The organism is Confluentibacter sediminis (genome assembly GCF_003258355.1).
Taxonomy (GTDB): Bacteria; Bacteroidota; Bacteroidia; order Flavobacteriales; family Flavobacteriaceae; genus Confluentibacter; species Confluentibacter sediminis.
The window spans coordinates 110,717-134,641 of sequence record NZ_QKPO01000007.1 but is presented as its reverse complement, the minus strand read 5'-3'; the positions used below and the strand labels follow the sequence as shown (position 1 = coordinate 134,641).

At 33.2% G+C, this 23,925-nt stretch carries 24 protein-coding genes and 1 riboswitch; of the genes, 5 read left to right on the top strand and 19 right to left on the bottom strand.

Annotated features, from left to right (window positions below):
- Positions 1-5: 5 nt before the first annotated feature.
- A complete protein-coding gene (locus DKT72_RS07685; RefSeq protein WP_111308155.1) occupies positions 6-1,193 on the top strand; it encodes an acetate/propionate family kinase in 1,188 nt (395 codons plus the stop codon).
- Here the strand turns inward: DKT72_RS07685 and DKT72_RS07680 are convergent.
- Together DKT72_RS07680 and DKT72_RS07675 are read right to left on the bottom strand one after the other, a co-directional pair.
- Entirely contained in the window at positions 1,179-1,925 is a 747-nt protein-coding gene (locus DKT72_RS07680; protein WP_111308154.1) for a head GIN domain-containing protein, read from the bottom strand. The two genes, DKT72_RS07685 and DKT72_RS07680, sit on opposite strands and share 15 nt — an antisense overlap.
- The gene (locus DKT72_RS07675; protein ID WP_111308153.1) at positions 1,922-3,022 is read right to left on the bottom strand and encodes an acyloxyacyl hydrolase; all 1,101 of its coding nucleotides are present in this window, start codon (positions 3,020-3,022) and stop codon (positions 1,922-1,924) included. Before DKT72_RS07675 ends, DKT72_RS07680 begins: the two co-directional genes overlap by 4 nt.
- Positions 3,023-3,317: 295 nt before the next feature.
- On the opposite strand from DKT72_RS07675, the gene DKT72_RS07670 reads away from it, so the two are divergent.
- From DKT72_RS07670 to DKT72_RS07655, 4 genes are all read left to right on the top strand, one after another.
- Positions 3,318-4,817, top strand: a complete 1,500-nt coding sequence (locus tag DKT72_RS07670) for an amino acid adenylation domain-containing protein (protein WP_111308152.1) — start codon at positions 3,318-3,320, stop codon at positions 4,815-4,817.
- A gap of 1 nt (position 4,818) precedes the next feature.
- On the top strand, positions 4,819-5,058 hold the full coding sequence (locus tag DKT72_RS07665; RefSeq protein ID WP_111308151.1) for an acyl carrier protein: 240 nt from the start codon (positions 4,819-4,821) through the stop codon (positions 5,056-5,058).
- Positions 5,059-5,235: 177 nt separating this feature from the next.
- Positions 5,236-6,516, top strand: coding sequence for an MBOAT family O-acyltransferase (locus DKT72_RS07660; RefSeq protein WP_162623264.1), 1,281 nt, complete (start codon positions 5,236-5,238; stop codon positions 6,514-6,516).
- A 4-nt stretch (positions 6,517-6,520) separates the two neighbouring features.
- Positions 6,521-7,462, top strand: a complete 942-nt coding sequence (locus tag DKT72_RS07655; RefSeq protein ID WP_111308149.1) for an SGNH/GDSL hydrolase family protein — start codon at positions 6,521-6,523, stop codon at positions 7,460-7,462.
- Positions 7,463-7,498: 36 nt separating this feature from the next.
- Here the strand turns inward: DKT72_RS07655 and metF are convergent, their stop codons facing one another.
- From metF to DKT72_RS07570, 17 genes are all read right to left on the bottom strand, one after another.
- Positions 7,499-8,455: a methylenetetrahydrofolate reductase [NAD(P)H] gene (gene metF / locus DKT72_RS07650; RefSeq protein ID WP_111308148.1), complete on the bottom strand. Its 957-nt coding sequence runs from the start codon at positions 8,453-8,455 to the stop codon at positions 7,499-7,501.
- Positions 8,456-8,627: 172 nt separating this feature from the next.
- On the bottom strand, positions 8,628-8,867 hold the full coding sequence (locus DKT72_RS07645; protein WP_111308147.1) for a hypothetical protein: 240 nt from the start codon (positions 8,865-8,867) through the stop codon (positions 8,628-8,630).
- 87 nt (positions 8,868-8,954) lie between these two features.
- A complete protein-coding gene (metH, locus tag DKT72_RS07640) occupies positions 8,955-11,660 on the bottom strand; it encodes a methionine synthase (protein ID WP_111308146.1) in 2,706 nt (901 codons plus the stop codon).
- Complete coding sequence (locus tag DKT72_RS07635) at positions 11,657-12,010, bottom strand: four helix bundle protein (protein ID WP_111308145.1); 354 nt, start codon at positions 12,008-12,010, stop codon at positions 11,657-11,659. The genes metH and DKT72_RS07635 overlap by 4 nt, the downstream gene beginning before the upstream one ends.
- A gap of 56 nt (positions 12,011-12,066) precedes the next feature.
- Positions 12,067-12,348, bottom strand: coding sequence for an antibiotic biosynthesis monooxygenase family protein (locus DKT72_RS07630; RefSeq protein WP_111308144.1), 282 nt, complete (start codon positions 12,346-12,348; stop codon positions 12,067-12,069).
- Positions 12,349-12,361: 13 nt separating this feature from the next.
- A complete protein-coding gene (locus tag DKT72_RS07625) occupies positions 12,362-13,375 on the bottom strand; it encodes a homocysteine S-methyltransferase family protein (protein ID WP_111308143.1) in 1,014 nt (337 codons plus the stop codon).
- A gap of 50 nt (positions 13,376-13,425) precedes the next feature.
- Positions 13,426-13,552: riboswitch (SAM riboswitch) on the bottom strand.
- 168 nt (positions 13,553-13,720) lie between these two features.
- Positions 13,721-14,611, bottom strand: coding sequence for a cysteine synthase CysM (cysM, locus tag DKT72_RS07620; protein WP_111308142.1), 891 nt, complete (start codon positions 14,609-14,611; stop codon positions 13,721-13,723).
- On the bottom strand, positions 14,598-15,368 hold the full coding sequence (gene epsC, locus DKT72_RS07615) for a serine O-acetyltransferase EpsC (protein ID WP_111308141.1): 771 nt from the start codon (positions 15,366-15,368) through the stop codon (positions 14,598-14,600). Before epsC ends, cysM begins: the two co-directional genes overlap by 14 nt.
- Before the next feature lie 83 nt (positions 15,369-15,451).
- A complete protein-coding gene (locus DKT72_RS07610; protein WP_111308140.1) occupies positions 15,452-16,504 on the bottom strand; it encodes an NAD(P)/FAD-dependent oxidoreductase in 1,053 nt (350 codons plus the stop codon).
- 12 nt (positions 16,505-16,516) lie between these two features.
- Positions 16,517-17,101 (bottom strand): precorrin-2 dehydrogenase/sirohydrochlorin ferrochelatase family protein, encoded by a 585-nt coding sequence (locus tag DKT72_RS07605; protein WP_111308139.1) that lies wholly within the window; start codon positions 17,099-17,101, stop codon positions 16,517-16,519.
- A 5-nt stretch (positions 17,102-17,106) separates the two neighbouring features.
- Positions 17,107-17,874 carry a uroporphyrinogen-III C-methyltransferase gene (gene cobA / locus DKT72_RS07600; RefSeq protein ID WP_111308138.1) on the bottom strand — a complete coding sequence of 256 codons (768 nt, stop codon included), beginning with the start codon at positions 17,872-17,874 and terminating at the stop codon, positions 17,107-17,109.
- A 3-nt stretch (positions 17,875-17,877) separates the two neighbouring features.
- On the bottom strand, positions 17,878-19,980 hold the full coding sequence (locus tag DKT72_RS07595) for a ferredoxin-like domain-containing protein (RefSeq protein WP_111308137.1): 2,103 nt from the start codon (positions 19,978-19,980) through the stop codon (positions 17,878-17,880).
- A gap of 51 nt (positions 19,981-20,031) precedes the next feature.
- Positions 20,032-21,279, bottom strand: a complete 1,248-nt coding sequence (locus DKT72_RS07590; RefSeq protein ID WP_111308136.1) for a sulfate adenylyltransferase subunit 1 — start codon at positions 21,277-21,279, stop codon at positions 20,032-20,034.
- Positions 21,280-21,427: 148 nt separating this feature from the next.
- On the bottom strand, positions 21,428-22,342 hold the full coding sequence (gene cysD / locus DKT72_RS07585) for a sulfate adenylyltransferase subunit CysD (protein ID WP_111308135.1): 915 nt from the start codon (positions 22,340-22,342) through the stop codon (positions 21,428-21,430).
- Between the two features lie 103 nt (positions 22,343-22,445).
- Positions 22,446-23,066, bottom strand: coding sequence for a phosphoadenosine phosphosulfate reductase domain-containing protein (locus tag DKT72_RS07580; RefSeq protein WP_111308134.1), 621 nt, complete (start codon positions 23,064-23,066; stop codon positions 22,446-22,448).
- A gap of 9 nt (positions 23,067-23,075) precedes the next feature.
- Complete coding sequence (locus DKT72_RS07575) at positions 23,076-23,339, bottom strand: DUF2061 domain-containing protein (RefSeq protein ID WP_111308133.1); 264 nt, start codon at positions 23,337-23,339, stop codon at positions 23,076-23,078.
- 96 nt (positions 23,340-23,435) lie between these two features.
- Complete coding sequence (locus DKT72_RS07570; protein ID WP_111308132.1) at positions 23,436-23,846, bottom strand: RrF2 family transcriptional regulator; 411 nt, start codon at positions 23,844-23,846, stop codon at positions 23,436-23,438.
- Between the last annotated feature and the right edge of the window lie 79 nt (positions 23,847-23,925).

Genomic DNA, 23,925 nt, shown 5'->3' with positions numbered 1-23,925 from the left:
ATATTATGCAAATACTCGTTTTAAATTCAGGAAGTTCTTCCATAAAATTCCAATTGTTCAACATGCCACAAGAAACCATCATGTGTTCTGGCATCATAGAACGGATTGGTTTTAGTGATGCTAATTTCATATACAAATCGGATCATCATACCATTGAAGTTGAAACGGGCATGATAAGCCACAAAACGGGATTGAAACTCCTAGCCAAACAACTTTTAGATAAACAAACAGGCGTTATTAAATCTCCAGAAGACATTATTGCTGTTGGACACCGAGTCGTACATGGTGGAAACTATTTCAGTTCGACAACACTGATAACTGAAGATGCCAAAGAAAAAATAAGAGCATTATCATCTTTAGCACCACTTCACAATCCTCCTAATTTAGATGGTATCCAAGTTGCTGAAGAAATATTCCCTAAGGCTAAACAGGTTGCGATTTTTGATACTGCTTTTCATCAAACGATTCCTGAACATGCTTATAAATATGCCATTCCTAATGAACTCTTAACCGAACACAATATTCGTTTATATGGATTTCATGGCACCAGTCATAAATATGTTTCTGAAAAAGCCACTGCATTTTTAGGAAAAGAAAAATCGAAAATCATTACCCTACATTTGGGAAATGGTTGTAGCATGACCGCCATAAAAAACGGAAAAAGCATCGATCATTCTATGGGATTTTCGCCTGCTAGTGGATTGATAATGGGAACGCGTTCTGGCGATATCGATCCTTCTGTGATTTTTTATTTAAAAGATAAGCTAAATTACAAATTAAAAGACATAAATGTGTTATTACAAAAAGAAAGTGGTATGTTGGGGCTTACCGGATTTAGCGATTTAAGGGATATACAATACCATGCCGAAAAAGGCAATAAAAATTGCCAGTTGGCACTCGAAATGAATGCCTATCGAATAAAAAAATATCTTGGCAGTTATGCCGCTATATTAAACGGATTGGACGCTATCATATTTACTGCTGGAATTGGTGAAAATTCCGTTTTAATAAGGGAGTTGATCTGTAAAGATTTAGATTTTCTAGGGATTCATTTAGATTCAGAAAAAAATGCAGCCAACTCTAAAGAACTTCGGGCTATTCACAGTAAAGATTCAAAAGTGAAAATTTTGGTAATTCCCACTAACGAAGAATTGGAAATTGCTAAACAAGCGATGCAGTTAATTAAAAATTAATCGTCCTTTATAGTGTTCTTCAACATTCACAATAGGTGGTTGATTTACACAAATAACATTGCCTGTTCCTGAAATTTTTCCACTGATGGATTGTTGCGGATTTAAAATCATATCGTTTGAACTTCGGTTCCAAAACGTTATATTTTGGGCAATAAGATTTTCTCCTTCAAACCTTGACAATCCTGATGCAAAAGTGATATTTAAGCTATTTGTATTTCCTGAAATATAACAATTAGATAAATTATTAAATACGACGTTGAAAGCATTATTATTTAATTGTAGATGAAAGTTTCCGACCGTAAAGGAATCTGGCGCACTGTAATCTTCAGACAAAATAGTCAAAGTTGGATACGTTAAAACACCATCAGAACGCACATCATACTGTGTAGAACTTCTAATTTCAGTAATATTTGGAGATGTCACATATACTTTTGTAACCCCATAATTGCGAACATAATTACAACTATTATTATCTGTCAGGATAAGCTTTCCATCTGTAATAACCACCTTAACATCATTTAATAAATTCTCACCTGTTTCAACAATAACTTTTTGTTCAGATCCTTCTTTTACTATTAATTCAATATCTCGATTTACTAAAATTTTATCAAATGTCGAAAGTGTTACTTCTTGCTGAATGATAGCTCCTGTCGTTTGGAAACAATCACCAGTGTTTTCGGTATTGCAAGAAAACAAAACTATTAATATTATTATATAAATTATTTTTTTCATAACCTTATTCCGATACCAAATTCAACAGCTTCTGCTTTTGCTCCATGCGATTTTAGCGTTAAAGCACCAAACCACTTATCATTAATATACCGTTTTAAACCCGCTCTAATATAGGTTCTCCCCTCAAAATCGAATGGATAATATACATAACACCCAAATTGTGTGATTAATGAGGTTTTGTTTACAAACAACTCATGACCTACAAACACTCCAACCCGTTTATAATCTTCATGTCCTGTTGTGGATTCTTCAGGAAAAGACACCGATCTATAATAAATATATTCTTTTAAAAAATTCGAAAAAAACACATCAGCACCCAACTGAAACGCACTTTTTCTATTGATTCTTTTATCTACATAACTAGAAAATATATAAAATGGAAATTGACCACTGCCAACAACATCACTTTCATTAATACCCGTTCTAAAAACCACATTATATTTTAATGGTTCAGTAAATTTTTCTTTTCCTATTTCAGACAACGTGGTGACATATTCTGGTTCTTCCTCATCTAAATTATAGGTCACACCTAAATTAAATGTCATGGAATTGATGCTGGTATTTGGTGCTTTTACGTTTGCATTAGAATAATGTATTAAAGACAGTCCTGCTTGCAAGCCAAAATCACCTATAATCTTTTCCTTCTTATAATTAAGCATCACATACGTACTACTCAATAGTTTAGAACCAAAAGCATTGTTTCTGTAGTTTGTTTCTTTGTCGTAAGGATTTGTTGTTAAAGCCAAACCTTGACCAATACGCATCATTAGATTCCGTTTGAAAAAATAGAAATTGTAATGTCCATAAAGTGAATAATTATTACCTAGAACATCATTCTTTAAATTCTGATAAATAAAAGAAACCCCATAATCAGGGTAATTATAACGTTGTTCCCAATCATTAAATCCATAAGTTTTTTTATTCCAACTTACAATCACGCCTTCTGGATGCCCCTTGATTAAATGAAGAATATCATTATTGTGTAATGCAATATTTCCTTTGAAATAATTAATGTCAAAATAAGAAGTATATTGTTTTTCCTGTGAAAAAGATATCGCATAGAAAAAACAAAATACATAGGTTAAAAATGGCCTCATTAAAGGTTTTATTTATTTCACAAATGTAGAGGAATTATTATATAATAACCATTCAATCTATAAGATATAAAAAATTCAAATCGGTCAAATAAAACAAATAGGAGTCTCTTATCCAAAATAACATTATAACGAATTTATTATTAATTCATAGATTATTAAACATTCCATTTCCTTATTATTATATATTTGCGCCATTATTATTTCATTCCCTCCTGAAATAAATTCAATAGGCTTATTTTGTGATTTTTTATATTGAATTTGCCTATAACTATAGACTAATGGAAATTAAATAATAATGAAAATACTTGACAACTTATTAAATTCTATCTCCACCAACTTAAATAATAATGCTTTTTGTATAGACAACAGATTTTATACTTATAAAGAATTATTACAAAAAATAAGTAACATAAGAGCCGTTATTAAAACTTCAGTCAATGAAGATGAAACTGCTGTTGGTCTAATCACTAATGATGACATAGAGACTTACGCTTCTATAATAGCTTTGTGGTTTGAAGGAAAAGCTTATGTGCCAATAAATCCTGAATTCCCCATTGAAAGAAATATAAATATAATTGACCAAGCCAGTTTAAGGTCTATTCTCGATTCTTCAAATAAAAAAGTCATTAATTCATACAATTCAATACTTACTAAAAATTTAAGCAATACAGAGAACAACTTATTTCCTGCTAAAATATCTAATGATACCTTAGCCTACATATTCTTTACATCGGGTACAACAGGAATTCCAAAAGGAGTACCAATTAATTTTGGCAATTTATCTGCATTTATTGAAGCACATGGGTCATTAGATTATACAATAACAAAAGAAGATAGATGTTTGCAAATGTTTGAGTTAACATTTGATTTATCTGTGGTTTCATATTTAGTTCCTTTGCTTAAAGGTGCCTGTGTATATACTATACCAAAAAACGAGATTAAATATAGTTATATTTTTCAGCTTATGGAAGACTACAACCTAACTTATGCTTTAATGGTTCCGTCTATTTTACAATATTTAAGGCCATATTTTGATGAAATTAATTGCCCTTCTATGAAATATAGTTTATTCTGTGGTGAAGCATTACCATTAGACATTACCGAAGAGTGGAGTAAATGTGTACCTAATGCAACAATTGTTAATGTATATGGCCCAACCGAATGTACTATTTACTGCACAGAATATACCTATAAAAGAAATGCTGAAAACAAAAATCGCAATGGGATTCTAACTATTGGCAAAGAAATGCTCAACACATCAACTATAATTGTAGATAAAAACAATAATGAAGTAAAAGTAGGTGAGCAAGGAGAATTGTGCCTTAGTGGCTTGCAACTAACTACCGGTTATTGGAATAACGAAGACAAAAACAGAGAAGTCTTTTTCTATAAAAAGCACAAAGGAAAAAAAACTAGATTTTATAGAACCGGGGATTTATGTTGTGCTGAAAAAGATGGCAATATCCTTTACATAGGGCGTATTGATTTTCAAGCAAAGATACAAGGCTTTAGAGTAGAATTATCAGAAATAGAATTTCATGTCAAGACTACTTTAAATAAAATAAATGCGGTAGCTTTAGCAGTTAGTAATAATAACAAAAATTCGGAAATAGGTTTAGTCTTAGAATCTGACACTTTTGACACAAAAAAACTATTAGATAATTTAAAAAGTAAACTCCCAAATTATATGATTCCTACTCAGGTCAGATTTCTAAATACCTTTCCTTTAAACACCAATGGAAAAACAGATAGAAATAAACTAAAAGAATTATTTAATTCAATTAAAGCTGCGTAAAATGGAAATTAATATAATTAAAGAAAAAATAAACCATGTTCTAATTTCTGTACTAGGGCATAATAATTTTGAGATGCATGATGAATTAACTGCAAATGATGTTGATGGGTGGGACTCTTTATCTCATATGATTATACTTACAAACATAGAAGAGACATTTAATATTAAATTTAAACTTAGAGATTTAAATAAATTAAAAAATATGGGGTCTCTGGTTTCAGTTATACAAAGTAAAATCTAATTATACGTGATATTTAACTCCTTAAGTTTTGTTTATTTTATTATTCCCATACTATTTCTATATTGGTACGTTTTTAATAAAAATAAGATTTCTCAAAACATACTTCTGCTAATCTCCAGTCTATTTTTTTATGCTTTTGCCGATTGGCGTTTTTTATTTTTACTAATTACCAGCATTTTGCTTAATTATTATTTAGGATTAAATATACGAAATGCAAAAAAAGAGAAAATACAGAAGAGGTTTCTATACCTAGGTCTAATATTCAATATTGGTCTTTTAATTTATTTTAAGTACTTCAATTTTTTCTATGAAGGCTTTGTACAACTTTTAAATATTTTTGGTGGTTCATCCAGTTATAATACACTTACTATATTAATCCCTTTAGGAATTAGTTTTTTCACATTTCAAACATTAGGTTATCTTATTGATGTTTATAATGAAGAGATTGAACCAAGTAATAACATTTTAGAATTTTCTGTGTTTGTAAGTTACTTTCCTAAAATTCTCTCCGGCCCCATTGAAAGAGCATCAAAGATGATGCCTCAACTTCAAGAAAAAAGAAATCTTTCGTATAACATTTTTGTTGATGGCCTCAGACAGATATTATGGGGCTTATTTGCTAAAATTGTTATTGCAGAAAATTGCGCTGTAATTGTGGATCCAATATTTAATAATTATGAAAATGAAGCTGGCGTTACCTTACTAATAGGAGCTTTATTTTATGCTGTTCAGTTGTATGCTGATTTTTCAGGATATTCTAATATGGCCATAGGTATATCAAAATTATTTGGAATTCAACTAATGCGTAATTTTTCAACTCCATTTTTCTCTACAAACATTAGTGATTATTGGAGAAAATGGCATATATCCCTAACCACATGGATGATGGATTTTGTATTCACACCATTATCCTTTAGCTTAAGATCTTATAAGAAAAAGGGACTCGTAATTTCAATTGTATCTACTTTTATTTTGGTTGGTTTTTGGCACGGACCGAACTGGACTTTTATAGTTTATGGTCTATTTCATGGGCTGTATTTTATCCCTTTAGTATATTCTGGAAAGATGAACACTTCACAGGTTTTATCCAAAGGAAGAAATTTCCCAACCCTAAAAGAACTAATTAGTATGGCTGCCCTATTTTTGTTGATAGCACTTACCGATGTTTTTTTTAGATCAGATAATATCATAGGTGCTTTTGAGTATATTATAAATATTTTCAAAATTAATAATACTATTAGTTACAATTCTGAAATTATTTCTTCTGGTCAACTTATAAAAACAACAGGTATTCTTGTCTTTTTCTTTATAATTGAATGGATAAATAAAAATAAAACACATGATTTCCAAATTGATAGTTATAATAAATATTTACGTTGGTCATTATATTACTTAATTTTTGTTTTAATAATTAATTTTAGCAAAAGCTCCCAGAATTTTATTTATTTAAAATTTTAAGTGTATGAAAAAAATTCTATTGAAAATTTTCTTTTTGTCAATTCCGATAATTATTCTAGGAATTATTCTGGAAATAGCATTAAGAAATATTCCTAATGATTATTCTGTAAAAAATAAATATTTAACTGAGCACGCCACTGAAATTGAAACATTAATTTTGGGAAGTTCTGAAGCAACATTTGGGCTCGATCCTAAATATTTTATCAGCAATACTTTTAATTCAAGTTATTTTGCTCAAGATTTAAATTATGATTTATTAATTTTAAAAAAGTTTGAGAATAAGTTAAAAAACTTGAAAACAATAATTTTACCCATTTCATATATAACTTTATATGATAATATAGAACTAGATTTTCAATCTCTTCTCAAAAATTACAAAATATATTTTGGTATAAAAGCAAACACACTTTCTGAATTGAAATATAACAGTGAGCTTTTAAATACTCATTTTTCTATTAATAAGGGATATTTGTATTCTTACTACATCAAGCGTGATCCTAATAATCCATTAATATTTTGCACAGAATTAGGTTGGTGTAAAACTTCAAGCGCATTAAATAAAGACATATCAGATATAGATGCCGTAAGTCTTGATCAAGCTATAGAAGACAACTCTACAGTCAAAAAAAATGAAAAATTAATTTCAGAAAATTTATCTAATTTAAACTCAATAATAAATATTTGTAGAAAAAACAATATTAATTTAGTGCTTTTTTCAGCTCCCACTTATAAAACCTACTATGACAAAATAGATAAAGATATTTTAATTAATTCTATTAACTCAAGTAAAGATCTAGCTAAAACTTACGAAAAATGTATCTATTTAGATTATTCAAAAGGGATTGGTTTTAATTCAAAAGATTATTTTGACGGTGTTCATTTAAATAAAATAGGTGCAAAAAAATTATCTTTAAAACTAAATCAAGTTATAGAAGACGGTTTTTAATAAAGTCTTTTAAAAAACTTTTCAGCAAGTTTTCTATTAAAACAACGCAGACGCTATAGCTTTTATATTATCACTTTTACCCATAGAATAATAATGTAATACGGGTACACCAAAGTCTCTCAACTCTTTAGATTGTTGTATAGCAAACTCAATGCCCACTTGCCTAACCGCATTATTATCTTTACAACCCTCAACAGCATCAATAAGTTCTTGTGGCAAATCTATTTTAAAAACTTGTGGCAATAATTGCAAATGTCGTTTTACAGCTATTGGTTTAATACCTGGAATAATAGGCACTATAATACCCGCAACCCTGGCTTTCTCTACAAACTCAAAAAACTTATTGTTATCAAAGAACATTTGCGTTACCACATAATCTGCTCCTGCATCTACTTTGGCCTTTAGCCGTTTTAAATCTGTTACCATAGATGGTGCTTCCATATGTTTTTCTGGATATCCAGCTACCCCAATACAAAAATCGGAATTATGCTCTACTATAACATCATCATGTAAATATTTACCCTTGTTCAAATTAGCTATTTGCTCCACCAATTCACTAGCATAGGCATTCCCTCCTTGAACAGGTTTAAAATAAGCTTCATCTTTCATAGAATCACCTCGCAAAGCCATCACATTATCCAAGCCTAAATAATGACAATCCACCAAAACATACTCGGTTTCTTCTTTGGTAAAGCCACCACAAAGTAAATGCGGAATGGCATCCACACCATATTTATACATAATAGAGGCACAAATACCAACCGTTCCTGGCCGCATACGTGTCATGCGTTTATCCAAAAGCCCGTTACCTTTATCAATATAAACATATTCTTCCCTAGAAGTGGTGACATCAATAAACGGCGGTTTAAACTCCATTAACGGATCTATATTATCATACAATTCTTGAATATTTTTTCCTTTTTGAGGTGGAATCACTTCAAAAGAAAATAATGTCTTTCCGTTGGCTTTTTTTATGTGATCTGTTACTTTCATCTATGCTGAATTTATTTCAGTATCTTTTATTTATTATTTCTGGGTGTTACCACAAGGGTCGGGCTTTTCTCTATATCTTTTTATGTTTGTTCTCGATACAAATTTGTTCATTCTTCACAAATTCACTCGAACTGACACATAAAAAGGATGACACTTCAATCCCTTACGCAAATTAAAGCAATAACTTTTTAATGGTTTCATAATCTTCTTGGTATTCCCAATAAATCCATCGTCCATCTACATAATCGGTTAAAATATATTTCTCACTAACCGACTTTATTCTGGAAATAGGTATGATTTTTTTTGAAAAATTGTCAGAAGGAATAGGCTCCATCATCTCTTTATTTTTGGAATTATATCCATGGGAAATGATGTAACTGCCCAATGTTAATTCTATAAATTTATCTTTCATTTTATATATATTTTTCCCTGCCCTGTCCCATCTAAAAGAAGAGAATCACACCTTACCCCTTCCCTTTTTAGAGGTTAGGTGGACTTATTATTCATCTGCAATGGTTGGATGCAACCACTTTCTTGCCTTTTCTTTTGTGATGCCTTTTCTAACAGCATAATCCGTTACTTGGTCATCGGTAATTTTTCCTAAACCAAAATACTTAGCTTCTGGATTTGCAAAATAATACCCTGAAACCGCAGCTGCTGGCCACATCGCTAAACCTTCGGTCAATATGACACCTATAATTTTTTCAACGTCTAATAATTCCCAAATCGTTTCTTTTTCCAAATGATCTGGACATGCTGGATAGCCAGGAGCTGGACGAATGCCTTTATAACTTTCCTTAATTAAATCATCGTTAGTTAAATCTTCATTTTCAGCATAGCCCCAATGTTTCATTCTTACTTGCTTATGCAAATACTCCGCTAAGGCTTCAGCAAAACGATCGGCAATAGCTTGCGCCATAATGGCGTTATAGTCATCCTCTTTTTTTCTGTAACTATCGGCTAATTCTTGCGCTCCAAAAATAGCTACAGCAAAAGCACCCATATAATCAGTTTTTCCTGTTTCCTTTGGCGCAATAAAATCTGCTAACGCTATATTTGGAATCCCTTCACGTTTGCTTAATTGCTGACGTAAGGTTCTAAAAACAGCGATTTCTTTTCCTTTCTTCTGAATAGAAATATCATCTTGATTGATGGTATTAGCTTCAAACAATCCGAAAACAGCTCTTGGTTTTAATAACTGTTTTGCAATGATATCTTCGATCATTTTTTGAGCTTCATTAAACATGATGGTCGCTTGTTCACCAATAACCTCATCTGTCAAAATATCTGGATATTTCCCATGTAAATCCCAACTTCTAAAAAACGGACTCCAATCTATAAAAGGCACCAACTCTTTTAGACTTAACTGTTTCAACATCTGTATGCCTAGTTCTTTAGGCTTTACAATTTCAGTAGTATTCCAATCAATTTTGAACTTTCTTTTACGAGCCTCAATAATGGATATATATGATTTTTCCTTTCCTCGCTTTAAAAACTTAGTACGAAATTCGTCATAATCCTTCTTTAAATTAAGAACATATTCATTCACCGTCTTTTTGTTCAATAAATCGCCTACAACGGTAACTGCTCTAGATGCATCATTCACGTGAATTACAGCATTTTTATATTGCGTGTCAATCTTAACGGCCGTGTGTGCTTTTGATGTTGTAGCACCTCCAATTAACAACGGAATTTCTAAATTATTACGTTGCATTTCTTTAGCTAAATACACCATTTCATCAAGTGATGGGGTAATTAAACCAGATAAACCGATGGCATCAACACGTTCTCGTATGGCGGTTTCAATAATCTTTTCTGGTGGTACCATGACCCCCAAATCGACTATTTCATAATTATTACAAGCTAAAACAACACTTACAATATTTTTACCAATATCATGCACATCCCCTTTTACAGTGGCCATTAATATTTTACCAACAGGTTCTTGAAGATCCCCTTTTTCAGCTTCTATAAACGGATTTAAATAAGCTACTGCTTTTTTCATAACTCGAGCTGATTTTACCACTTGCGGCAAGAACATTTTTCCTGCGCCAAACAAGTCGCCCACAACGTTCATCCCTATCATTAAATGGCCTTCAATTACATCAATAGGCTTTTCTGCTTGCAATCTGGCAGTCTCCACATCTTCAATAATAAACGCATCGATACCTTTTACAAGCGCATGTGTGATTCTTTCCTGAACGGGATTTTCACGCCATGATAAATCGACACCAACTTCTTTTTTTGAGCCTTTTACAGTTTCTGCAAAGTCCAATAAACGTTCGGTAGCATCGTCTCTTCTATCTAAAATAACATCTTCAACACGATCTAATAAATCTTTTGGGATGTTATCATAGACTTCTAAAAGTGCTGGATTTACAATACCCATATTCATGCCCGCTTGAATGGCATAATATAAAAACACAGAGTGCATGGCTTCGCGAACCCCATCATTGCCTCTAAAAGAAAAGGATACATTGCTCACACCTCCACTCACGCTGACGTTTGGTAAATTTTCACGCACCCAACGGGTGGCTTCAATAAAATCAATAGCATTTCTACGGTGTTCTTCCATACCCGTTGCTACAGGAAATATGTTTAAATCAAAAATGATGTCTTCGGAAGGAAAGCCTACTTGGTTGACTAAAATATCATACGAGCGTTTACTAATTTCTAATCTTCGTTCGTAATTATCGGCTTGTCCCACTTCATCAAACGCCATGACAACGACAGCTGCACCATACCTTTTTATTTGTTTAGCTTCCCAAATAAATTTCTCTTCTCCTTCTTTTAGTGAAATGGAATTCACCACGCATTTACCTTGTACTACTTGTAAACCAGCTTCAATGATCTCCCACTTCGAACTATCAATCATAATAGGAACTCTAGAAATATCTGGTTCGGAGGCAATTAAGTTTAAAAAACGCACCATAGACTCTTTGCCGTCTATAAGTCCGTCGTCCATATTAATGTCAATTATTTGCGCTCCACCATCCACTTGATGACGAGCGACAGCTAAAGCTTCATCAAATTTTTCTTCTTTAATCAATCGCAAAAACATACGTGAACCAGCCACGTTCGTACGTTCTCCAACGTTTATAAAATTACTGTTTTCATTCAGGATTAATGGTTCTAATCCCGACAAACGCATGTATTTTCTTTGGTTGTTGGTTGTTGATTGTTGGTTGTTGGTTTCAGTAATCATAATTTTTTATAATAATTAATAAAACCGTATAACAGTTTTTTGTTTGAAATCACTTTTCCTAATATATCTTTTAGTTCTTGTTCTGAAATGTATCCTAAATCAAAAGACAAATACAATTGGGTTTCCACTTCATTAAGTGAACCTTTAGCCATGAAAAGGAAATGAATAGTTTCTTTATTTGATTGTCTACCCACTCCTTCAGCAATGTTGGATGGTATAGAAACAGCACTTCGCCTTATTTGGTTTATTAAACCATACAGCTCTTCTTGAGGATATGATTTTGTTAATTTATAAATCAACCTAACCAATTTTCTAGAACATATCCAAACATCTAATTCTGTATAATTCATTTTTAAATTATCTATTCAATCCTAAAAACTATCAACCAAAAACCATAAACTATCATCTACCTATAATGCTCTACGATGGGAAAGGGTTCATAAAAATGATGCAATAATGTTTTCCATTGTTGATATTCTTCTGACTTTCTAAATCCTATTTCATGGTCTTCAATAGATTCCCAATTCACTAATAATATATATTTATCTTCATGTTCTATTGATTTCTTCAATTCATGAGATACATAGCCTTTCATTGATGAAATGATTTTTTGTGCTTCCTCAAAGCTATTTTCAAAGTCTTTTGAAAATCCTTTTTTAATATTTAATACAGCAACTTCTAGAATCATTTTACTTCTTTTATTAGATTACTGCCTTCGCAGAAATAACAAATTCTCTTGGTTTATACTTTGCGGCAATATTGGCAATCACTTTTATATGCTCTGGCGTTGTTCCACAACACCCTCCAATAATATTAATTAAATTCTTTTTTAAATATTCTTCAATTTGTTCTCCCATTTCTTCTGGGGATTCATCGTATTCGCCAAATGCATTTGGCAAACCAGCATTGGGATGGGCTGAAATAGCAAAATCTGTTTTATTGGCGATAGCTTCTAAATGGGGTTGCAATAAATTTGCCCCTAAAGCACAATTAAATCCAATGGATAATAATGGAATATGAGATACTGAAATTAAAAAAGCTTCAGCTGTTTGACCAGACAAGGTTCTACCTGAGGCATCGGTAATCGTTCCACTTAACATGATTGGAATATCAATATTCCGTTCTTCCTTTACTTGCTCTATGGCAAACAATGCGGCTTTTGCATTCAAAGTGTCAAACACCGTTTCAACCAAAAGCAAATCAACTCCTCCGTCCATTAACGCTTCCACTTGCTGTTTGTATGCGATTCGCAATTCATCAAACGTCACAGCTCTATAACCGGGGTCATTGACGTCTGGCGACATACTAGCCGTACGGTTAGTAGGCCCAATAGATCCCGCAACAAAACGAGGTTTATTTGGTTCTTTGGATGTAAATTCATTCGCCACTTCTTTTGCTATTTTAGCGGATTGGTAATTGAGTTCATACACCAAATCTTCCATTTGATAATCGGCCATAGCAATGGTTGTTCCCGAAAATGTATTGGTTTCAACAATATCTGCTCCGGCTTCAAAATATTTGGCATGAATGGTTTTAATAGCCTCAGGTTGGGTGATGGACAATAAATCGTTATTCCCCTGTAAAGGTGTTGGATAGTCCTTAAAGCGTTCGCCTCTAAAATCGTCTTCAGTAAATTTATATTGCTGAAGCATGGTTCCCATGGCACCATCTAGCACTAAAATACGTTGCTGTAAAGCTTGTTGTATGTTTGACATCTTTGATAATTTATATCTGCATGTCATCAAGAAAAGTAAAAAAACACTTTTCGTTATCTTTCTGTATAGCTCCTGAAAAAAATTCAGGACTAACAGTAGAACGTAGCACCTTCTTTAAAAGATAAAGGGTTGCCAAGGCTTCAACGGGTCTATTCCCTCTACCTTTCTTGATAACACAATTAATACGTTTATGAACTAGCGGGCAAAAATACCTCACATTTTTTTAAATTCATAAGCAAAATTGATTATTTTTTGGTCATATGCAATCGCCTTTGTTTTTATTTGCTTAAAGAAACTTCTTTTCAATGGGCGATTTCACATTATTTTGATGAAAATTCATTGTTATTATTCAAACAAAGTTGAAGACAAATATCTATCTCCTCTATCACAAATAATGGCAACAATAACACCCTCATCTAGGGTTTCTGCAATTTGCAAGGCACAATAAACCGCCCCCCCACTACTCATTCCTGCAAAAACACCTTCTTCCTTAGCTAATCTTTGTGTCGTAGTTTTAGCGTTTTCTTCATTAACATCAACCACAATATCCACTTTAGAACGATCGAAAAACTTTGGCACATAATCTGGCGACCATTTTCTTATTCCTGGAATTTTTGCACCATCTGCCGGTTGCGCACCTACTATAGTAATATGTTTATTTTTTTCTTTTAAAAATGTTGAAACTCCCATTATGGTTCCCGTAGTTCCCATAGCAGACACAAAGTGAGTCACTTCACCGTCTGTATCTCTCCAAATTTCAGGCCCTGTGGTTTTGTAATGCGCTTTCCAATTATCATCATTCTCAAACTGATTTAAAAGGGTATACCCTTTTTCATCTCTTAATTGAAACGCTAAATCTCTTGAACCTTCTATACCAACATCAGCAGGCGTTAAAATGACCTCAGCACCATAAGCTCGCATGGTTTTAACACGTTCTTCTGTAGAGTTTTCGGGCATTATTAAAACCATATTCAAACCCAACAAATTGGCTATAAATGCTAAAGCAATACCTGTATTACCACTGGTTGCCTCCACTAAATAATCCCCCTTCTTAAGATCACCACGTTTTAAGGCCTCACTAATCATATTAAAAGCAGCACGGTCTTTAACGCTGCCTCCTGGGTTATCGCCTTCTAATTTCAAATAAAGTTTAACCCTTTTTTTTGAAATTAAATGACTTGCCTCAACTAGTGGTGTATTTCCTATCTGATTTAAAATTCCTTTAACGGATGCCATTTTTTTTGGGTCTGATTTTTATTTCGGTTTGATACGTAACTAATGAATTTTCTGGAACCGATTCAGTTATCCAAACGTTCGCTCCAATAGTACTGTTTGCTCCTATAACAATATCGCCACCTAAAATAGTCGCATTGGCATAAATAATCACGTTATCCTCAATCGTTGGGTGACGCTTTGTAGATTCCATGCTCTTTTTAACTTGTACCCCTCCCAAAGTAACCCCTTGAAAAATCTTTACGTTATTTTTGATGATGGAGGTTTCTCCAATAACAATTCCTGTTCCGTGGTCAACAAAAAATGATTCACCAATAGTCGCGCCTGGGTGAATATCAATACCTGTAATACCATGTACATATTCACTCATCATTCTTGGGAGAATAGGCACTTTTTGCACATACAATTGATGACTTAAGCGGTAGATAGAAATCGCATAAAAGCCCGGACATGCCATATACACCTCCTCTAGGCTTTTTGTTGCCGGGTCAAAGTTCATAACAGCAACTGCATCCATATCTAATTTTACTCTAATAGACTGAAAATTGCCTTTAAACTCACCCCAAACGGCATCGCTATTTTCAATGTTTAAATTATCGGCAATTTCTAAAAAGGTTTTCTTTAAAGACTGAAGCTCATTGTCATGTTCATCAAAAATGTAATAAAACAATCGCTTGGTAAATGTTTTAACAACATCTTTTAAACGAACATTATATTTTTTTTGAATCAATTTGTCATTCAATTCTTTACATGGATCCATATCAAATACTTTTAATTATCTAAATGATTGTCGTTATTCAATCTTGAAATTTACAACAATAATAGATTTAGATAAAATCTTTTTTATTGAATGGATTGTACAACAGCTTTCGGTGCTTCTTTTCTAGTACCATCAAAACCATCAATACCGCTAACCGTTGTGTATTTTAAAACATACCTTTTGCCTGGATTGATAATTCTGTAAGCTGCTTGACACATTAAAGTAGCTTCATGGAATCCACATAATATTAACTTCAATTTTTCTGGATATATGTTCACATCACCAATTGCAAAAATCCCAGGAATGTTTGTTTGATAATTTAATGAGTTATCTACTTTAATGGCATTCTTTTCAATTTCGAGTCCCCAATCAGCTATAGGTCCTAATTTGGGAGATAATCCGAATAAAGGAATAAAATGATCTGTTTCCAATATAGTCTCATCCCCTTCTGTAGTGACAACAACGGCTTCCAATTTATCTTTACCAATCAAACCAGTTACTTCTGATGGGGTAATTAAATTGATTTTTCCTAAAGCTCTTAATTCGCCTACTTTTTCAACAGAATCTAAAGCTCCTCTAAATTCATTTCTTCTATGAATTAATGTGACTTCTGAAGCCACATCAGCTAAAAATATACTCCAATCTAAAGCAGAGTCACCACCCCCGGAAATAACTACGCGTTTATTTCTATAAATTTCTGGATCTTTTATAAAGTATTCTACACCTTTATCTTCATAATTCTCGATACCATCAATCGCTGGTTTTCTTGGTTCGAAAGAACCTAATCCGCCAGCAATAGCAACTACTGGAGCTTGATGTTTAGTGCCTTTATTAGTTGTTACAATAAACGAACCGTCATCTTGTTTTTCAATCGTTTCTGCACGCTCCCCTAATGTAAAACCAGGCTCAAATTGTTTACCTTGTTCTAATAAGTTTCTGGTTAAATCTCCCGCTAATATTTCTGGAAATCCAGGAATATCATAAATAGGTTTCTTTGGATATATTTCTGAGCATTGTCCACCTGGTTGTGGCAACGCATCAATTAAATGACATTTTAATTTTAATAATCCTGCTTCAAAAACAGCGAATAATCCTGTTGGACCTGCCCCGATAATTAGTATATCTGTTTTAATCATGTTATGACTCTTTTACTCTTTTTTTTCAATTAATCCTTTGGTAAATTCGTTTAGTGTTTCCACTTTTTGTTCAAAGTCACCTTTTATTGTTTTTCTATATTCATTCAAATTTTTAACCAAATCGTCCACATTTTCTGGAATGACATCCTCGAAAAACTGACGTAAACGTTTGGCTATGGTAGGTGACTGTCCATTAGTTGAAATAGCTACTTTTACATGCCCTTTTGTGACAATACCTCCCATATAAAAATCGCAATACGGGGGATTATCGGCTACATTTACTAAAATACTGCGTCTTCTACAATGTTTATAAACTTTCACATTGATAGCAGGGACATCTGTAGTAACTATCACAATGTGTTTTCCTTTTAAAAAACGTTTACTATACCTACTCTTTATTAACTTAACATCACCTTGTTTAGACAAAGATACAGTACCTTCCCTAAACATTGGTGACACTATTGTTACAGAAGCATCAGGACTGGATTTTAAAATGAAAGTCAGTTTTTCTTCAGCCACATTGCCACCACCAACTATAAGCACCTTTAGATGGTTCATTTTTAAGAAAATAGGATATAAATTATTTCTTTCTTCCATCGATGCTAAAATAAATTTTTATTTAAATTCTCTACCAAGGATGACAGCTCCATACGTTCTTTCACAACTTCACCAATCACAATAATTGCGGGAGATGTTAATTGTTTCTCCTCAACCACTTTTTGAATGGTCGCAATGGTTCCAATTCCTATTTTTTCATTTTCCGTTGTGCCTTCTTGAATAATGGCAACCGATATATCTTGCTTGTTTTCTGCTGAAAAAACTTCTACAATTTCATCCAATTTCCCCATTCCCATCAATATAACAACCGTAGCTGTTGACTTTGCTGCCAGATGAACATCTGATGACAATTGATGTTTTTTAGTCGTTCCTGTTATCACCCAAAAACTTTCGGCAGCGTTTCTTTTTGTTAAGGGAATTCCTTGATATGCTGGCACAGCAATTGCAGATGAGATGCCAGGTACCATATAGGTTTCTAAACCAAAAGCTTGTACATAATCTATTTCCTCGGCACCCCTACCAAATATAAAAGGGTCACCACCTTTTAAGCGCACGACATGTCCTTTTTCTTTAGCTTTAGCAACAATAAGTTCATTGATTTGTTCTTGTTGAAAGGCATAACAGCCTTTTCGTTTTCCAACAAAAATAATTTCTGTACGCTCAGAAGCATATTTTAACAACTCCTCATTAATGAGTGCGTCATATAATATGACATCGGCAGATGCTATCGCTTTAATGGCTTTAATCGTAATTAAATCCACATCACCTGGCCCTGCACCTACTACCGTTAATTTTGGAGTATTTATACCCATAGCTTAGACAGCTTTCTTTTCAATGTTATTTTCTTCCTCTCTAAAGACTCTTACTTTTTCTAAAAACTGATTAGCATTCTCAATATATTTTGCAGCAAAATCTTGTGATGGAGCATTGTTATTTATTTGATAGATCAATTCCGAAAAAGAAACTCCTAAATCTATTTTTTCGCTTTCAACAAACAGTTCATCAAACTGACGGATAATACCCGCATGTGTATTGGTGCTTTTATTTTCAGCAAGCAATAATGCTTTTGCAGAATTAACCATCGAACTATAGGCATGGTAAATAGCATTTGAATACACTTTGTTATGGAATGATTCTTTGGCATTTGCTATTTTTTCTTCACTTTCATAAAATAACGTTGCAATTAAATCAATTACCACTCCAGCACACTCACCAATACCAATTTCTTTAACATATTCTTCATTGGTTCCCCAGTCAATAAAATCGTCTTGGGTTAAATTGGTTACATCTTGAAGGTCATTCAACAAATCATAAAAATAGCGCTCACCAGTTACTTGGTAATACTCATAAAATGTTTTTCCGTTAGCATTCGCTTCAAAATCATTTAAAATTCTTCGCAACGCTTCTGGTCCTCTTTTACTGGGTACTTTCACAACCTTATCGGCAAAAGCGCCTTTTCCATTTTTTAAATTACTTCCACCTAACAACACTTGCAAAGCAGGTGCCACTAATTTATCTGGTGTACGAACGGACATCCCTTGAAAACCAATATTCGCCATATTATGTTGCCCGCAAGCATTCATACAACCACTAATTTTGATGACTAAATCGTCTTTCGTTAAATAGTGTGGATATTCAGTTTTTATAACACGCTCCAACTCATCAGCGATTCCAGTACTACTCGCAATACCTAAATTACAAGTATCTGTCCCCGGACAAGCCGTAATATCGACTGCTTTATTATAACCAGCTTCTACAAATCCCAATTTCTCCAATTCATTGTAGAAGAAAGGTACTAAGTCTTCTTTAACAAATGGAATTACGATATTTTGACGTAATGATAAGCGTATTTCTCCTGCAGCATATTTCTCAACTAAATCGGCTAATAAACGTGCTTTATCTGTATAAAAGTCTCCTAATAACACTTTAATTCCAATAGCGAGATAGCCTGCTTGTTTTTGCGGAATCAAGTTTGTTGATTTCCACAAATCGAATGCTTTTTGGTCTTTAATATCTACTTTAGGAATTTCAACGGACACTGGTTTTGAAACTTCATAAGCATCAGCATTAATAGCAACCGTTTTAAACTCAATCGCTTTTTGCTCCGTTTCCACCAATTCTTTAAAAGCATCCAAACCGATGTCTTTAATTAAGAATTTCATACGTGCTTTGGCACGACTTTTACGTTCGCCATAACGATCAAAAATTCTTAAAACACCTTCCATAGTCGGAATGATTTTATCAGATGGTAAAAACTCATAAAGCACATCAGCTTCACGAGGCTGGGAGCCTAACCCACCACCAATCATGACTTTAAATCCACGAACCCCACTATCTATTTTAGCTATAAAACCTAAATCATGCATGTACGACAATCCTGTATCTTCATCTGAAGACGAAAAAGACACTTTGAATTTTCGTCCCATTTCTTGACAAATAGGATTTCTCAAAAAGAAACGAAACATCGCATCTGCATACGGTGATACATCAAAAGGCTCATTGATATCAATACCAGCTGTTTCAGAAGCCGTAATATTTCTAACCGTGTTGCCACAAGCTTCTCTCAACGTCACATCATCTTTCTCCAATTCTGCCCAAAGTTCAGGGGTTCTGTTTAAATCCACATAATGAATTTGAATATCCTGACGTGTTGTAATATGCAATCGGCCTCGAGAATATTCATCAGACACATCAGAAATTCTACGTAATTGATTACTCTTTACTTTTCCGAAAGGTAATTTTATACGAATCATTTGAACACCTTCTTGACGCTGACCGTAAACACCACGTGCCAAACGAAGGCTTCTAAACTTTTCTTCGTCTATTTTTCCATTGTGAAATAGCTCGATTTTATTCGCTAAATCGATAATATCTTTTTCTACTACTGGATTTTCTATTTCTGTTCTAAAACTTTGCATTTCTTTAAGTTTAAATGTTGAAAGTAATGTGCTTTTTAACTTTAAAACTTTTTACTGGATAAAGCCTGCTCCAACCGTATTATTGGATTGCGTATCTATTAAGATAAAAGAACCATTGGTTCTGTGGTTTTTAAACTGGTCGTAAAAAATCGGCTTATTTAATTTGAATGTTACTGAAGCAATATCGTTCACTCCCAATCCTGTAACATCTTTTTCTATTCCAGAATAATCGGGATGTATTTTATGATTGATTCTATCAACTTTCGCCAATACTTTATTAACACCGTGTTGCACGACATATTTCGCACCAGGAACCAACTGCGTGGAATCCATCCAACATACATTGGCCGTAAATTCTTTATCAATGGTTGGTAAATCGCCTTCTTTAACAATCATGTCGCCACGACTTACATTAATATCATTTTCCAAAGTAATCGTTACTGAAGAACGTCTGGACGCCGTTTGGTACTTTTGATCATAAAAATAAATCTCTTTAATTTTTGATCTGGTTTTTGAAGGCAACACCAAAATATCATCACCAACACTTAACTCGCCACCGTATACTTTACCCGCATAGCCTCTAAAATCATGGAATTCTTCCGTTTTAGGACGAATCACATATTGTACCGGAAAACGAGGCGTACCCATATTAAAAATATCTGCTTTATCCAATTGCTCAAAATGCTCTAACAAAGCCTGACCTTTATACCAAGGCATATTGTTAGATTTATTAACCACATTATCCCCTTTTAAAGCACTAACAGGAATAAAAGTTATTTTTTGATCTTGGTAATCCCTCTTGCTCATTAATTCAGAAAAATCTGCTTTGATTTTATTATAAATCTCTTCAGAATAATCCACCAAATCCATTTTGTTAATAGCAACCACAACATCTTTAATTCTTAATAAATTGTTGATGAAGAAATGACGATTGGTTTGTTCAATCACACCTTTTCTAGCATCAATTAAAATAATAGATGCTTGCGATGTTGAAGCTCCAGTCACCATATTTCTGGTGTATTCCACATGACCAGGTGTATCGGCAATGATGTAACTTTTTTTAGCTGTTGAAAAATAGATATGAGCCACATCAATGGTAATACCCTGCTCTCTTTCAGCCACCAAACCATCTGTTGCCAAAGAAAAATCTAAATAATCGTAACCTCTTTGTTTACTGGTTTTTTCTATAGCTTCTAACTTATCGGTAGTTAGTGATTTTGTATCATAAAGTATGCGCCCTATTAAGGTACTTTTTCCATCATCTACACTTCCTGCTGTTGCAATTTTTATTACTTCCATTATATTGGTTTTTGGTTGTTGGTTTTAGGTTATTAGACTTTACTAAATCCCAAAAAAAATCTCAACAACATAATTTTATTAACTTTTTGTTTGAATTTTTAAAAGTTTATTAGTTACTATTAACCAGTAACTAACAACCATCAACTATTTAAAAATACCCCTGTTGTTTACGTTTTTCCATCGCTGCTTCAGAACGTTTATCGTCAATACGCGCACCACGTTCAGAAATCGTTGACTCTCTAATTTCCTCAACGACTTTCGAAATGGTTGTCGCATCAGATAATACCGCTGCGGTACAACTCATATCACCTACAGTTCTAAAACGCACTAATTCTTCAATAACTTCTTCATGGGCATCTCTGTAAACTACTTCATCATCCGCAGACCAAATCAAACCATCTCTTAAAAACACTTTACGAGTATGCGCAAAATAGATAGACGGAATCTCAATATTTTCTCTTTCTATATAAGACCAAACATCTAATTCTGTCCAGTTTGAAATCGGGAATACACGTACATTTTGTCCCAAATTAATTTGTCCGTTAAGCATATCGAACAATTCGGGACGTTGGTTTTTTTCATCCCATTGACCAAAATCATCACGAACCGAAAAAATACGTTCTTTAGCTCTCGCTTTTTCCTCATCACGACGCGCCCCACCAATACACGCATCAAATTTAAATTCTTCAATAGCATCTAAAAGCGTGGTTGTTTGCAATTGATTTCTACTGGCATATCTTCCAGATTCTTCTTTCACCTTCCCTTCATCAATAGAATCCTGAACGTTTCTAACTATCAATTCCAATCCTAATTCTTTCACCAAACGGTCTCTAAATTCAATCGTTTCAGGGAAATTGTGCCCCGTATCAATATGCATTAATGGAAACGGAATTTTTGCTGGATAAAATGCTTTAACCGCTAATCTTACCAAGGTTATAGAATCTTTTCCACCAGAAAATAACAATACAGGTTTTTCAAACTGAGCGGCTACTTCCCTAAGAATATAAATCGCCTCGTTTTCTAGTGAATTAATGTTTGATGTATCTTTTTTTATTGTACTCATAATATTTTATGGTTGTTGGTCGCTGGTTGCTGGTTGTTGGTTTTCTATAATATTTAGGACTAACAACTTTCTAACCTTTTTAACCTTTTAACTTTCTAACTTTTTAGGCGTGTAATCCACATTCTCTATTTTCTAAAGCTTTTGTGGGATCGAAATATTTAAATTCGTTTGGCAACTTGTTTTCTTCTAAGTACTTGTCTAAATCAGTATCAGACCAATAGTAAAACGGACTTACTTTTAAAACCCCACCTTTACTCACACTAAAAATTCCAATGCTATCTCTGAATGCTGTTTGACCCTGACGCAAATTCGTGAACCATACTTTTGGTTTGTGTTCGTCCATGGCACGTCTAAAAGGCTCTAACTTCACTTGTTCTGTAAACAATGCGTGTTCTGGCGCATCAATACTTGGAATCCCCATAACTACATCTCTATGCGCCGAGGTTTGTTTAGGCACGTATAAAAATATATTCAAGCTTAATTCTTTAATGACTTTTTCGGCGTGCCTGTAGGTTTGTGGCGTATTATAACCTGTATCGCACCAAACCACAGGAATATTAGCTTCAACCGAATTTACAGCATGCAAAATAGCTGCTTCGTAAGGTCTAAAATTAGTAGTTACCACCGCCTCTTTACTAAGCTCAAAAGCCTTCTGAATAATCTCAGAGGGCTTCGCACTTTTATAAGTCTCGTTTAATTCTTTTATTTGATTTTCCTTTATCATTATAATCTTTTATTTACCCCATTTAATTGAATTCCAAATACGTTCATGGAAAAAGTACAGTACCATTTTTGTAACTAACTCAACAGAACCTATTTGAAATGCCAAAGTTAAGTGTCCTGTTATTAACCAAGAAATTATAATGGTATCCAATGTTCCTATAATTCTCCAACTAATAGATTTCACAACACTTCTAAGTGGCTTTTCCTTGGCTACATCAGTTTTATAAGTAGTTTTCTCTGTTTGATTTGAATCTATTAACACTTGCTCAATCATTTTACTTAGTATTATATTATTCCTATCGATTTAATAGGAATTACAAAAATAATACTTTTTACTATATCACAAAATATATTTACAATTTTTTAATCTTTACTTTGATATATCTTCTAATGTATTATGTCTAAACACATTAAGCGTACTATCCCGTACTTGAATCATCAATTTATGAACACTACAACTAGCTTCATCTGGGCAATCATCACACTTTTCATAAAAGTTTAAGCTGACACAAGACACTAACGCAATGGGACCTTCTAAAACCCGCATGACATCGGTCATTAAAATCTCAGACGGTTTTTTAATTAAATAATAACCGCCATGTTTACCTTTTTTAGATCCTAGAAAACCAGATTTTCTTAACGTTAACAATATGCTTTCTAAAAATTTTTGTGAAATATGCTCATTTTTGGCAATCTCACCTATTTGTACTGGCTCGTTATCACCTTTTCTGGCAATATAAGTCAGTGCTTTTAAACCGTATTTTGTTTTTTTAGATAGCATGCTGCGAAGATACGTATTTTAACAAAAGTTTTGCGACACGGAAAAGTTTTACAGATAATCTGTATTTTAGCAAAAATCA

Excerpts from the sequence above, each read along its gene's own strand:
- cysM (WP_111308142.1), bottom strand. The coding sequence starts at position 14,611 with ATGGCATCCGTTAAAGGAATTTTAAATCAGATAGGAAATACACCACTA.
- DKT72_RS07645 (WP_111308147.1), bottom strand. The coding sequence starts at position 8,867 with ATGAAAGATAAATTTATAGAATTAACATTGGGCAGTTACATCATTTCC.
- cysD (WP_111308135.1), bottom strand. The coding sequence starts at position 22,342 with ATGAGTACAATAAAAAAAGATACATCAAACATTAATTCACTAGAAAAC.
- DKT72_RS07610 (WP_111308140.1), bottom strand. The coding sequence starts at position 16,504 with ATGATTAAAACAGATATACTAATTATCGGGGCAGGTCCAACAGGATTA.
- DKT72_RS07635 (WP_111308145.1), bottom strand. The coding sequence starts at position 12,010 with ATGAATTATACAGAATTAGATGTTTGGATATGTTCTAGAAAATTGGTT.
- DKT72_RS07630 (WP_111308144.1), bottom strand. The coding sequence starts at position 12,348 with ATGATTCTAGAAGTTGCTGTATTAAATATTAAAAAAGGATTTTCAAAA.
- DKT72_RS07655 (WP_111308149.1), top strand. The coding sequence starts at position 6,521 with ATGAAAAAAATTCTATTGAAAATTTTCTTTTTGTCAATTCCGATAATT.
- epsC (WP_111308141.1), bottom strand. The coding sequence starts at position 15,368 with ATGGATCCATGTAAAGAATTGAATGACAAATTGATTCAAAAAAAATAT.
- DKT72_RS07675 (WP_111308153.1), bottom strand. The coding sequence starts at position 3,022 with ATGAGGCCATTTTTAACCTATGTATTTTGTTTTTTCTATGCGATATCT.
- DKT72_RS07595 (WP_111308137.1), bottom strand. The coding sequence starts at position 19,980 with ATGCAAAGTTTTAGAACAGAAATAGAAAATCCAGTAGTAGAAAAAGAT.
- DKT72_RS07570 (WP_111308132.1), bottom strand. The coding sequence starts at position 23,846 with ATGCTATCTAAAAAAACAAAATACGGTTTAAAAGCACTGACTTATATT.
- metH (WP_111308146.1), bottom strand. The coding sequence starts at position 11,660 with ATGATTACTGAAACCAACAACCAACAATCAACAACCAACAACCAAAGA.
- DKT72_RS07670 (WP_111308152.1), top strand. The coding sequence starts at position 3,318 with ATGAAAATACTTGACAACTTATTAAATTCTATCTCCACCAACTTAAAT.
- DKT72_RS07580 (WP_111308134.1), bottom strand. The coding sequence starts at position 23,066 with ATGATAAAGGAAAATCAAATAAAAGAATTAAACGAGACTTATAAAAGT.
- DKT72_RS07685 (WP_111308155.1), top strand. The coding sequence starts at position 6 with ATGCAAATACTCGTTTTAAATTCAGGAAGTTCTTCCATAAAATTCCAA.
- DKT72_RS07575 (WP_111308133.1), bottom strand. The coding sequence starts at position 23,339 with ATGATTGAGCAAGTGTTAATAGATTCAAATCAAACAGAGAAAACTACT.
- DKT72_RS07665 (WP_111308151.1), top strand. The coding sequence starts at position 4,819 with ATGGAAATTAATATAATTAAAGAAAAAATAAACCATGTTCTAATTTCT.
- DKT72_RS07605 (WP_111308139.1), bottom strand. The coding sequence starts at position 17,101 with ATGGAAGAAAGAAATAATTTATATCCTATTTTCTTAAAAATGAACCAT.
- DKT72_RS07625 (WP_111308143.1), bottom strand. The coding sequence starts at position 13,375 with ATGTCAAACATACAACAAGCTTTACAGCAACGTATTTTAGTGCTAGAT.
- DKT72_RS07680 (WP_111308154.1), bottom strand. The coding sequence starts at position 1,925 with ATGAAAAAAATAATTTATATAATAATATTAATAGTTTTGTTTTCTTGC.
- DKT72_RS07590 (WP_111308136.1), bottom strand. The coding sequence starts at position 21,279 with ATGGAAGTAATAAAAATTGCAACAGCAGGAAGTGTAGATGATGGAAAA.
- cobA (WP_111308138.1), bottom strand. The coding sequence starts at position 17,874 with ATGGGTATAAATACTCCAAAATTAACGGTAGTAGGTGCAGGGCCAGGT.
- metF (WP_111308148.1), bottom strand. The coding sequence starts at position 8,455 with ATGAAAGTAACAGATCACATAAAAAAAGCCAACGGAAAGACATTATTT.